Genomic DNA, 10,378 nt, shown 5'->3' with positions numbered 1-10,378 from the left:
CCCTGGTCTGGTACGACGCGGCAACCCGCACGCTTACCACGCTGGACGGGCGCGAGACCGCGCCGCTGGCGGCGACGCCCCGGCTGTTCCAGGACGCAAGCGGCGCGCCGCTTGGGTTCTTCGATGCGGTGGTCGGCGGCCGCTCGGTCGGCACGCCAGGCACCCCGGCGCTGCTGGAGGCAGCGCATCGCCGCTGGGGGCGGCTGCCCTGGGTCGGACTGTTCGATCCGGCCATCACCCTGGCCGAAACCGGATTTGCCGTCTCGCCGCGCCTGGCCCAACTGGTCGCCTACGACCGCGACAGGCTGGCCAGCAGCCCCGATGCGGCGGATTATTTCCTGCCCGGAGGCGTGCCTTTGGTGGCGGGCCAGCGCCTGACGAATCCGGCCTATGCCGACACCCTGCGGCTGCTGGCGCAGCAGGGCGCGCAGGGCTTTTATACCGGCCCGGTTGCCGCCGACATCGTTCGGGCGGTGCGCGCGGCCAAGGGCAATCCCGGCCTGTTGTCGCAGGTCGACCTGGCGCTCTACGCGGTCAAGGAACGCCCGCCGGTCTGTGTAGACTATCGTGGTTACCAGGTTTGCGGCATGGGCCCGCCGTCCTCGGGCGCGCTGACGGTGGGACAGATCCTCGGGATGTTGCGCCACAGCGACCTGGCTGCGCTGGGCCCTGGCAGCGCCGAGGCCTGGCGGCGCATCGGCGATGCCGCGCGCCTCGCCTTTGCCGACCGGGGCAGGTACATGGCCGATGAAGATTTCGTGCCGATGCCGACCAAGGGATTGACCGACCCGGCCTATCTGGCTGGCCGCGCGCGGCTGCTGGAGGGCGATGATGCCTTGCCCGAAGTCAGCCCCGGCACCCCCGACTGGGACCATGCCCGGCTCTGGGGCGACGATGCGGCGATCGAGCTGCCCTCGACCTCGCATATTTCGATTGTCGACCGCTATGGCAACGTGTTGTCGATGACCACCACCATCGAAAACCTGTTCGGTGCCCGGCTGATGGTGCGGGGGATGCTGCTGAACAATGAGCTCACCGATTTCTCCTTTGCCAGCCACCGGGACGGTCTGCCCGTCGCCAACCGGGTCGAGCCGGGCAAACGGCCGCGCTCGTCGATGGCACCCACCATCGTGCTGCGCGACGGGCGGCCGGTGCTGGCCATCGGTTCGCCCGGGGGCAGCCGCATCATCGGCTATGTCGCCCAGGCGCTGATCGCCTGGATCGACTGGGGCATGGATGTGCAGCAGGCGGTGTCGATGGGCCACGCGGTCAACCGCTTTGGCACCTTCGACCTGGAGGCCGGGACCGAGGCCGCGGCGCTGCAGTCCGGGCTGGAGGCGCTGGGTTACGAGGTGCAGGTGGGCGATCTCAATTCCGGCTTGCATGCCATCGCCATCGGAGACAGGTTACGGGGCGCCGCCGACCCTCGCCGCGAGGGAATTGCGCTGGGCGAATAGAAGGATAGCGAAATATGGTTCAGTCCACGGCCCTGCCACGCAACGAGCCGGGGATCACGGCGGTTGTCGGCATTCTCAAGCAGCGCTTCGGTGAACGCTGCCAGACCGGCCAGGCGATTCGGAACCAGCACGGCCACACCACCACCTGGATCGACACCCAGGCGCCCGATGCGGTGCTTTTCCCGACCGAGACCGCCGAGGTGTCCGAGATCGTCAGCCTCTGCGCCGAAAATGGCGTGCCGGTCATTCCCTTCGGCATCGGCTCGTCGCTGGAGGGCCATGTCAACGCGCCGGCGGGCGGTGTCTGCCTGGATTTCAGCGAGATGAACCGGATCCTGGCGGTGCATGGCGAAGACCTGGACTGCGTGGTGCAGCCCGGCGTGACCCGCGAACAGCTGAACACCTATCTGCGCGACCAGGGGCTGTTCTTTCCGATCGATCCCGGCGCCAATGCCTCGTTGGGCGGGATGACGGCGACCCGCGCCTCGGGGACCAACGCGGTGCGTTATGGCACCATGAAAGACAATGTGCTGGCGCTGGAGGTGGTGATGGCCGACGGCACGGTGATCCGCACCGCGCAACGGGCCAGGAAATCCTCGGCCGGCTATGATCTGACCCGGCTGATGGTTGGCTCGGAAGGCACGCTGGGGGTGATCACCGAGATCACCCTGCGGTTGCAGGGCATCCCCGAGGCGATCCGTTCGGCGCGCTGTTCCTTTCCCAGCGTCGATGCCGCCTGCCAGGCGGTGATGGCAACCATCCAGTACGGCATCCCGGTTGCCCGGATCGAGCTGCTGGACCAGTTGAGCGTGTCGGCGGCCAATACCTATTCCAAGCTGGACCTGCCCGAGACGCCGCTGCTGCTGTTGGAGTTTCACGGCTCCGAGGCCGGGGTGGCCGAGCAGTCGGCGACCTTCGGCGAAATCGCCGGTGAGTTCGGCGGCAGCGGTTTTGACGCGACCTCGAGCACCGAGGAGCGCAGCCGGCTGTGGCAGGCGCGGCATGACATGTACTGGGCCTGCCTGGGCCTGCGGCCCGGGGCCAAGGGTATCTCGACCGATGTCTGCGTGCCGATCTCGCGGCTGGCCGAATGTGTCGTCGCGGCGCAGGAGAAGGCCACCGAGGAGGGGCTGATCGCGCCGATGGTCGGCCATGTGGGCGACGGCAATTTCCACGCGCTGCTGCTGATCGACATGGATGAGCCCGAGGAGATCGCCAAGGCCGAGCACTATGTCGGCTGGCTGAACGACCTGGCGATCTCGATGGCGGGAACCTGCACCGGTGAGCACGGGATCGGGCAGGGCAAGCGGCCCTATCTGGAGCGCGAGTTGGGGCCGGCGACGCGCTATATGGCAGCGGTCAAGGCGGCGCTGGATCCGGAGAACATCCTCAATCCGGGAAAAATCCTGCCGATCTAGGCTGTTCCGGCGGGGGCAGGGGGCAAGTGGTTGGGAATGCTGGTGTTTGCGCCGGCATTTTCATTTGCGCGACGGGGTAAGCCCCACCCGATCGCCCTTGGCCGGTCTGAACCCAATCTGAGGCGCGGAACAAGGCCGCAGGCCGCCGCGCCATCGCCGGCCCGCCCCGACGGGCTGGCGATTTGGTGACGCAAGCGCCCGGCTGTCGAGGTCGTTCGATCCTGGCTGAGATAAAGCGCGAGGCTGAACCGTGGGATCGCCATCCCGCGGGCCGGCGATGGCGCGGCTTGCGGAAAGCGCAGGCGATATGTCAGCTGCGGTAGCGCGAGATTCCGGCGATCTGCCAACGTTTTCGCGCGTTCGAGCGCGGTTACTTCCCGGCAAATTCGCCCCCCGCGACAAATCCGTCCGCGGCGGTGCGAAAGCCGCGCAAAGCTGTTGACTCGCGCCCGGTGATCGTTAAAAGGCGGGCTTCACGAGATTTCACGGGCCGGACGCGTGCCCGGCGCAGGAGACGACCCATGGCCAAGCCGACCACCATCAAGATCCGCCTGAATTCGACCGCAGGCACGGGCCACTTCTATGTCACCAAGAAGAACGCGCGCACGATGACCGAGAAGATGTCGGTGCGCAAATACGACCCGGTGGCCCGCAAGCATGTCGAATACAAGGAAGGCAAGATCAAGTAAGCTGATCTGCCACTGACGTTCCGATTGGGGCCACGCCGCGCGCGTGGCCTTTTTCGTATCCGGCCCCATATCAGGGCAATATCCGCCCATATGCCCGGAGGCCCGGATGACCCTGACGCTGCGCCCCACCACGCGCGCCGATCTGGCCGAGGTCGACGCGCTGCTGGCACGGGCCTATCCGCGGCTGCTGAAAACCGCCTATCCGCCCTCGGTGCTGGTCACCGCGCTGCCGCTGATCGCGAAGGCGCAACCGACGCTGGTGGCCAGCGGCCGCTATTACGCGGCGCTGCGCGGCGGGCGCATCCTGGGCGTTGGCGGCTGGTCGCGCGACCGGGGCGCGCCGCAACGCGGCCATGTGCGCCATGTCGCCACCGATGACCGCGTCGTGCGGCAGGGGGTGGGGCGGGCGGTGCTGGGCCATTTGCTGGCGCAGGCGCAAGAGGCCGGAGTGACCGAGATGGAATGCTGGTCGACCCGCAACGCGGTGCCGTTCTATGCCGCGATGGGCTTTGTCGCCGAGGCGGCGATGGAGGTGCCGTTGCAGCCTGGCATCACCTTTCCGGCGGTGCGGATGCGCCTGGACTTGGCGCCGGGGCCATCGCGGCGCTAGCCTGCGGGTGATCACAACAATCGAACGGGCAGAGACATGATCATTCGAGTTGCATTCTTGCTGGCCGCCGGGCTGGGCCTGGCCGCCTGCGAAAAGGAACAGGGCGCGGGCTTTACCGGGATCGGCACCGCGTCGCTGGCGGCGCAGCCAGGCTATGCGCTGGATTTTTCCGGGCTGCGGTCCGGGGCGCCGGGGGGCGGCGCGCTGCAGCAGCCGCGCTGACCAAAGCCCGGGCAACCCGTGCGGGCCGGCGCTGGCACGGTCTGCACGCAATTCCGGAGCAAAAAAGAAAAGGGCGGGTTTGCACCCGCCCTTTCCGTATCCGTCTGACGCCGCGCTTATTCGCGATTGCCGAACAACTGGAGCAGCATCATGAACATGTTGATGAAGTCCAGGTACAGGCTCAGCGCGCCCATGATCGCGGCCTTGCCCAGCCATTCGCTGTCGCCCTGGTGGGCATGGGCCAGGTAGGTGTTCTTGATGTTCTGGGTGTCATAGGCGGTCAGGCCCGCGAAGATCAGCACGCCCAGGATCGAGATCGCGTACATCATCGCCGGCGACTGCAGGAACAGGTTGACCAGCGAGGCCACAACCAGGCCGATAACACCCATGATCAGGAAGCTGCCGAAGCCGGACAGGTCCTTCTTGGTGGTGTAGCCCACCAGCGACAGGCCGGCGAAGGCGATCGACGTGATCAGGAAGACCTGCGCGATGGAATAGCCGGTGAACACCAGGAAGATCGAGCTGATCGAGATGCCCATCACCGCGGCAAAGATATAGAACACCGTCTGCGCGGTGGCGGCCGACATGCGGTTGATCCCGGCGCTGAAGCCGAAGACGAACAGCAGCGGCGCGAACATCACCACCCATTTCAGCGGCGAGGCATAGAGCGCATAGCCCAGCCCGGTCAGGTATTCATCGGGGCCGACCTGGTACTGGGTCGGCACGTCGGTCACCGACAGGCCGGACAGCGCCCAGGCGGCGGCGAAGGTGATCAGCATGCCTACGGACATGGTGCCGTAGACTTTATTCATGTGGGCACGAAGGCCCGTGTCGATTTCAGCCGCCCGTGCGCCGGGGATCGAACGGCCTGCAACGCGGGAGGTGTCGAATTCTGCCATCAGGGTCTCCATTGGATCAACGTTAAGGTAACGTTAGGTCAACTCTTGGGCCGATGGCAGTTCGCCACCGACGTATCCTGTTAGAATATCGGAGAGTGAAGGCGCGTTTTCAAGTCGTTACACTGCCCTAAACCGGCAAAAAACGACAAACCGCACCCGGCAATCAGCTGGGTACGGTTCATTGTGGCTTTTTCATGTCATTCAGCGGCTTAGCGGCGCCAATTTACCGGGGCGTCCCAGAAGCCGCGGCGCGCTTCGGCTTCGGCCTGTTCGCGGGTCAGGCCGAGGTCACGCAGGGCGGCGGAATCGAGTTGCTTGAGCGCCTGGCGCTGCCGCCAGACGGCATGCCGTTCGGCCAGTGCGTGAATCGAGGCGGTCAGGCCGATGCGGGGCAGCAGGCGGGCGAAGGTTAAGGTCATGGTATTTGTCCTTTCATTAGTTTGTGATGTTTCATCGCGGGGCAATCAATTTCCTTGATGTATATGGGGGAATGTGGTTCATTTTGGAAACGAATGTTTTTGAAATGATCCATCAAGGATTGTGATGATGCGAAATCTCGACATGACCACCCTGCGTTCTTTCGTGGCCGTGGCCGACAGCGGCGGGGTGACCCGGGCGGCCGGCTTCCTGCACCTGACCCAGTCAGCGGTGTCGATGCAGCTGAAGCGGCTGGAGGAATTGCTGGGGCTGGACCTGCTGGACCGGTCGGGGCGGGGCATCGCCCTGACCGCCGCGGGCGAGCAGCTGCTCGCCTATGCCCGCCGCATGGTGGCGCTGAATGACGAGGTGATCGGGCGGCTGACCGACCAGGCCTTCGAGGGCGAGGTGGTGCTGGGGGTGCCGCATGACATCGTCTACCCGGCGATCCCGCGGGTGCTGCAGCAGTTCAATGCCGCCTATCCGCGGTTCAAGGTGCAATTGCTGACGCTGAACACTTCGGTGCTGAAGCAGAAATTCGCCCGCGGCGAATGCGACATGATCCTGACCACCGAGGCCGAGCAGCAGCCGGGCTCGGAATGCCTGGTGACCAAGAACCTGGTCTGGGTCGGCGCCATGGGCGGGTCGGCCTGGCGGCAGCGGCCGCTGGAACTGGTGCAGGCGCGGCATTGCATCTTCCGGCCGCTGGTGCTGCGGGCGCTGGACTCGTCGGGGATCGACTGGACCTCGTCGGTGGACAGCGATTCAGACCGCACGCTGGAGGCGACGGTGGCCGCGGATCTGGGGGTGCAGGCGCTGCTGGAGGGTACCCTGCCGCCGCATCTGGAAATGATCGACCATGGCGGCGCGCTGCCGCAGCTGCCGCAGCACTACATCAACTTCTATGCCGGCGAGAACGGCGGCAACGAGGTGTACCAGACGCTGGCGCGGCTGTTGCGCCAGGCCTTTGGCGAAAGCCAGGCCAAGCCGCGGCTGAAGGTGGCGGGGTAGCGGCGGCGCCCCTGTCGCGCGTCTGGGCGATCAGCTGACCCGGATCACCACCTTGCCGGTGGACTTGCGGTCGCGCAGCAGGGCCATGCCCTCTTCGACCCGGTCCAGCGGCAGCACGTGGCTGATATGCGGGCGCAGGCGGCCCTGTTCGAACCAGCCCATCAGAGTGGCAAAGCTGTTGCGCACCGCATCGGGGCGGAATTTCATGTAGCCGCCGATATAGAAGCCGATCACGTCGAGGTTCTTGACCATCAGGTGATTGGCGGGGATTTGCGGGACATCGCCGCTGGCGAAGCCGATGGCGATCAGCCGGCCTTCGGGGCGCATGGCGCGAAAGGCGGCCTTGAAGGCGGCGCCGCCGACGGCGTCATAGACCACGTCGGCACCGCCGAGATCCAGCAGGCGCTGGCGCAGGTCCTCGCCGTCATCGACCAGGTGGTCGGCGCCGGCGGCCTTGGCCACCTTCAGCTTGTCGGCGCCGCGGGCATGGGCGATCACCGTGGCGCCCATCAGCTTGCCGATCTCCACCGCCGTCAGGCCGACGCCGCCCGCGGCGCCGGTGACCAGCAGGGTTTCGCCGGGTTGCAGCCGGCCGCGATGGGCCAGCGCCATATGGCTGGTGCCATAGGCGACCTGAAAGCCCGCGGCCTGTTCGAAACTCATCGCATCGGGGATCGGGATCACCCGGTCGGCATCGAAGACGCCTTCCTCGGCCAGGCCGCCCTGGCCGGCATAGACGGCCACCCGTTGACCGGGTTCAAACCCCTGCACCGACTCACCTATAGCGCTAATTTCGCCGGCGATTTCCATCCCAAGTGTAAACGGTGCGGCCGGAATATCCTGATAGGTTCCATTCTGGATCAAAAGGTCGGCGAAATTGAGGCCGCAGGCGCGGATGCTCAGCCGCACCTGTCCGGGACCCGGATTCTGCCGTTCTATTGAGGAAAAACACGCTTTTCCGCCGGTTTCCGCGATCTGGAATGCGCGTATCAGAGACATGTTGGTACACCATCGGTTGCAGACAAGGCCGCTCTGGTGTGGCATATCGGTGGGTGGCGACGCAATGTCCGGTCACGCGGGTCTGTGATCTTAGATGTTGCTGCGCTGCCGAGAAGATGAGGGAAACGCACATATTCGACCAGGGGACAGCCCCCGCAACGCCCGGATCAACTGTCTTGAATTAGGGTCAAAAGCCCGTAGTATTCGAGCGGAGGTGTGGGGTCTCTGGTTGAAAATAGGTGAGTATGGTTGACTGAGCTGCGTGTTTCGAGCTCGTGCTGATCCCTTCGATTCTTGGCTTAGTATGTTGTCAGTATTTGAGAGGAGATAAGCATGACCCACCCAGTTGATGTGCACGTCGGTAAACGCGTGCGGCATCGCCGGTGGCTGATCGGGATGACCCAGCAGCAACTGGCGGAGCAGGTCGGCATTAAGTTCCAGCAGATTCAGAAATATGAAACCGGTGCCAACCGGGTCAGCGCCTCGCGTCTGTGGGATATTGCCGAAGCTCTGGACGTGCCGGTCTCCTTCTTTTTCGAGGGTCTCGACGAACAGGAGAAGGACACCAGCGGCAAGTCGGTGGTGCCCGCCGATATCATGGGCGACAAAGAGGCGCTGGACCTGGTCCGCTCCTATTATGCGATCCCCGAGAACCAGCGGCGGCGCCTGTTCGAACTGGCGCGGGTGCTGAGCGACGTGGCCTAAAACTCCCGTTGATCTTTCTGCCTTGGAATGGCACCTGGGGCGCATGAGTTCCCGGGTGCCCTCCGATCTGGATCTGGCCAACATGCTGGCCGACGCCGCGCGTGCGGCGGTGCTGCCCTATTTCCGCGCGCCCGGCCTGGCTGCCGAGAACAAGGATGCGGGCGGCTTTGACCCGGTGACCGCGGCGGACCACGCCGCCGAGGTGGCGATGCGCGAACTGTTGCAGCGCCACCGGCCCGAAGACGGCATCCTGGGCGAGGAACTGGGCCGCATCGACGGCACCAGCGGGCGGCAATGGGTGCTGGACCCGATCGATGGCACCCGCGCCTTTCTGTCCGGCACGCCGACCTGGGGCGTGCTGATCGCGCTGAACGAGGGGCAGGGCCCGGTTCTGGGGGTGATCGACCAGCCCTATACCGGCGAACGCTTTGTCGGCGGCCGCGGCATCGCCGAGATGACCGGCCCGCAAGGCGCGCGGCCGCTGCAGGTGCGCGCAATGCGCGACCTGGCGCAGGCGATCCTGTTTTCCACCTTTCCCGAGGTCGGCAGCGCCGCCGAGGGCGCGGCCTTCCGCGCGGTGGCGGCGCAGGTGCGGCTGACCCGCTATGGGATGGATTGTTACGCCTATGCGCTGCTGGCGGCAGGGCAGATCGACCTGGTGATCGAAGCCGGGCTGAAACCCTATGACGTGCAGGCGCCGATCGCGGTGATCGAGGCGGCGGGCGGCCTGGTGACCGGCTGGGACGGCACCCCGGCGCAGGAGGGCGGCCGGGTGCTGGCGGCGGCAACGCCGGAGCTGCACGCGGCGGCCATGGAATTGCTGGCGGCGCATACGGGGGATTGAGCCGCCCGCGCCATGCCGCTAGGGTTGGCCGGCATGCGAGTTCTCACCCGTTTTCCACCTGCATGCCCGGTTCCGGTTCCCATGAGGCGGGTGTCTGACTGGGAATGGGGCCCGCTATGTCCGAAACGCTTCTGCGCAATGCCGATGTAATCCTGACCATGGACGACGCACGCCGCGAACTGGCGCGCGCCGATGTTCTGATCCGCGACGGGGTGATCGCCGATCTGGGGCCGGGGCTGTCAACGACCGGGGCGGTGGTCGAGGCGCGCGGCTGCGTCGTCACGCCGGGGCTGGTCAACACCCATCACCACCTGTTCCAGACCCTGACCCGCGCGGTGCCGGGCGGGCAGGACGCGTTGCTGTTCGGCTGGTTGCAGACGCTCTATCCGATCTGGGCGCGGTTCGGCCCGGAAGAGATGCGGGTATCGGCGCTGACCGGGCTGGCCGAACTGGCGCTGTCGGGCTGTTCGCTGACCTCGGACCACCTGTATGTCTTTCCCAATGGGGCGCGGCTGGAGGATACCATCGCCGCCGCCGCCGAGATCGGGCTGCGGTTTCACCCGACGCGCGGGTCGATGAGCATCGGCGAAAGCCAGGGCGGCCTGCCGCCCGATGCGCTGACCGAGGCCGAGGGCGCGATCCTGGAGGATTGCATCCGGGTGATCGACGCCTTTCACGACCCGTCGGAAGGCTCGATGTGCCGGGTCGGGCTGGCGCCCTGTTCGCCGTTTTCGGTCAGCCGCGAGCTGATGCGCGACACCGCGCTGCTGGCGCGGGACAAGGGGGTGATGCTGCACACCCACCTGGCCGAGAATGACGAGGACATCGCCTATAGCCAGGCACAGTTCGGTTGCCGCCCCGGCCAATATGCCGAGGATCTGGGCTGGACCGGGGGCGACGTCTGGCATGCCCATTGCGTCAAGCTGGACACGGCCGAGATCGGCCTGTTCGCGCGCAGCGGCACCGGGGTGGCGCATTGCCCTTGTTCCAACTGCCGGCTCGGCTCGGGCATCGCGCCGGTGCGGGCGATGCGCGATGCCGGCGTGCGCGTCGGGCTGGGGGTGGATGGCTCGGCCAGCAACGATGCCGGCAACCTGGCGGCCGAGG

Annotated in this window: 12 protein-coding genes; 9 read left to right on the top strand and 3 right to left on the bottom strand. The window is 66.2% G+C overall.

Annotation, left to right across the window (positions count from 1 at the left end; all coding sequences use genetic code 11):
- The 5 genes from CVM52_RS20415 to CVM52_RS26705 form a co-directional block, all read left to right on the top strand.
- Window positions 1-1,457 (top strand): gamma-glutamyltransferase family protein (locus CVM52_RS20415; RefSeq protein ID WP_100164260.1); only part of this gene is annotated, 1,457 nt, incomplete at its 5' end.
- A 14-nt stretch (window positions 1,458-1,471) separates the two neighbouring features.
- Complete coding sequence (locus CVM52_RS20410) at window positions 1,472-2,875, top strand: FAD-binding oxidoreductase (RefSeq protein ID WP_100164259.1); 1,404 nt, start codon at window positions 1,472-1,474, stop codon at window positions 2,873-2,875.
- Between the two features lie 521 nt (window positions 2,876-3,396).
- Entirely contained in the window at window positions 3,397-3,564 is a 168-nt protein-coding gene (gene rpmG / locus CVM52_RS20405; protein WP_050927593.1) for a 50S ribosomal protein L33, read from the top strand.
- A gap of 106 nt (window positions 3,565-3,670) precedes the next feature.
- Window positions 3,671-4,174, top strand: a complete 504-nt coding sequence (locus tag CVM52_RS20400; RefSeq protein ID WP_100164258.1) for a GNAT family N-acetyltransferase — start codon at window positions 3,671-3,673, stop codon at window positions 4,172-4,174.
- Between the two features lie 36 nt (window positions 4,175-4,210).
- A complete protein-coding gene (locus CVM52_RS26705; protein WP_133119911.1) occupies window positions 4,211-4,396 on the top strand; it encodes a hypothetical protein in 186 nt (61 codons plus the stop codon).
- A 116-nt stretch (window positions 4,397-4,512) separates the two neighbouring features.
- Here CVM52_RS26705 and CVM52_RS20395 read toward each other — a convergent pair whose 3' ends face one another.
- On the bottom strand, window positions 4,513-5,295 hold the full coding sequence (locus CVM52_RS20395; RefSeq protein ID WP_100164262.1) for a Bax inhibitor-1/YccA family protein: 783 nt from the start codon (window positions 5,293-5,295) through the stop codon (window positions 4,513-4,515).
- A gap of 209 nt (window positions 5,296-5,504) precedes the next feature.
- The gene (locus CVM52_RS20390; RefSeq protein ID WP_100164257.1) at window positions 5,505-5,714 is read right to left on the bottom strand and encodes a DUF1127 domain-containing protein; all 210 of its coding nucleotides are present in this window, start codon (window positions 5,712-5,714) and stop codon (window positions 5,505-5,507) included.
- A 127-nt stretch (window positions 5,715-5,841) separates the two neighbouring features.
- Between CVM52_RS20390 and CVM52_RS20385 the strand changes: the two genes are divergently transcribed.
- A complete protein-coding gene (locus CVM52_RS20385) occupies window positions 5,842-6,723 on the top strand; it encodes a LysR family transcriptional regulator (RefSeq protein ID WP_100164261.1) in 882 nt (293 codons plus the stop codon).
- A 30-nt stretch (window positions 6,724-6,753) separates the two neighbouring features.
- Here CVM52_RS20385 and CVM52_RS20380 read toward each other — a convergent pair whose 3' ends face one another.
- Window positions 6,754-7,713, bottom strand: a complete 960-nt coding sequence (locus CVM52_RS20380; protein ID WP_370741651.1) for an NADPH:quinone oxidoreductase family protein — start codon at window positions 7,711-7,713, stop codon at window positions 6,754-6,756.
- A gap of 342 nt (window positions 7,714-8,055) precedes the next feature.
- Between CVM52_RS20380 and CVM52_RS20375 the strand changes: the two genes are divergently transcribed.
- From CVM52_RS20375 to CVM52_RS20365, 3 genes are all read left to right on the top strand, one after another.
- The gene (locus CVM52_RS20375; RefSeq protein ID WP_100164255.1) at window positions 8,056-8,427 is read left to right on the top strand and encodes a helix-turn-helix domain-containing protein; all 372 of its coding nucleotides are present in this window, start codon (window positions 8,056-8,058) and stop codon (window positions 8,425-8,427) included.
- A gap of 43 nt (window positions 8,428-8,470) precedes the next feature.
- On the top strand, window positions 8,471-9,271 hold the full coding sequence (gene hisN / locus CVM52_RS20370; RefSeq protein ID WP_100164254.1) for a histidinol-phosphatase: 801 nt from the start codon (window positions 8,471-8,473) through the stop codon (window positions 9,269-9,271).
- A gap of 116 nt (window positions 9,272-9,387) precedes the next feature.
- On the top strand, window positions 9,388-10,378 hold a 991-nt coding region (locus CVM52_RS20365), incomplete at its 3' end, for an amidohydrolase family protein (protein WP_100164253.1).

It is taken from the genome of Pseudooceanicola lipolyticus, from assembly GCF_002786325.1.
Classification (GTDB): domain Bacteria; phylum Pseudomonadota; class Alphaproteobacteria; order Rhodobacterales; family Rhodobacteraceae; genus Pseudooceanicola_C; species Pseudooceanicola_C lipolyticus.
Note: the sequence above shows the minus strand (reverse complement) of the source record. Positions and strands in the feature narration are given on the sequence as shown.

What these genes read in the sequence shown, in the direction of transcription:
- CVM52_RS20410 (WP_100164259.1), top strand. Translation starts at nt 1,472, where the DNA reads ATGGTTCAGTCCACGGCCCTGCCACGCAACGAGCCGGGGATCACGGCG.
- rpmG (WP_050927593.1), top strand. Translation starts at nt 3,397, where the DNA reads ATGGCCAAGCCGACCACCATCAAGATCCGCCTGAATTCGACCGCAGGC.
- CVM52_RS20400 (WP_100164258.1), top strand. Translation starts at nt 3,671, where the DNA reads ATGACCCTGACGCTGCGCCCCACCACGCGCGCCGATCTGGCCGAGGTC.
- CVM52_RS26705 (WP_133119911.1), top strand. Translation starts at nt 4,211, where the DNA reads ATGATCATTCGAGTTGCATTCTTGCTGGCCGCCGGGCTGGGCCTGGCC.
- CVM52_RS20395 (WP_100164262.1), bottom strand. Translation starts at nt 5,295, where the DNA reads ATGGCAGAATTCGACACCTCCCGCGTTGCAGGCCGTTCGATCCCCGGC.
- CVM52_RS20390 (WP_100164257.1), bottom strand. Translation starts at nt 5,714, where the DNA reads ATGACCTTAACCTTCGCCCGCCTGCTGCCCCGCATCGGCCTGACCGCC.
- CVM52_RS20385 (WP_100164261.1), top strand. Translation starts at nt 5,842, where the DNA reads ATGCGAAATCTCGACATGACCACCCTGCGTTCTTTCGTGGCCGTGGCC.
- CVM52_RS20375 (WP_100164255.1), top strand. Translation starts at nt 8,056, where the DNA reads ATGACCCACCCAGTTGATGTGCACGTCGGTAAACGCGTGCGGCATCGC.
- hisN (WP_100164254.1), top strand. Translation starts at nt 8,471, where the DNA reads ATGAGTTCCCGGGTGCCCTCCGATCTGGATCTGGCCAACATGCTGGCC.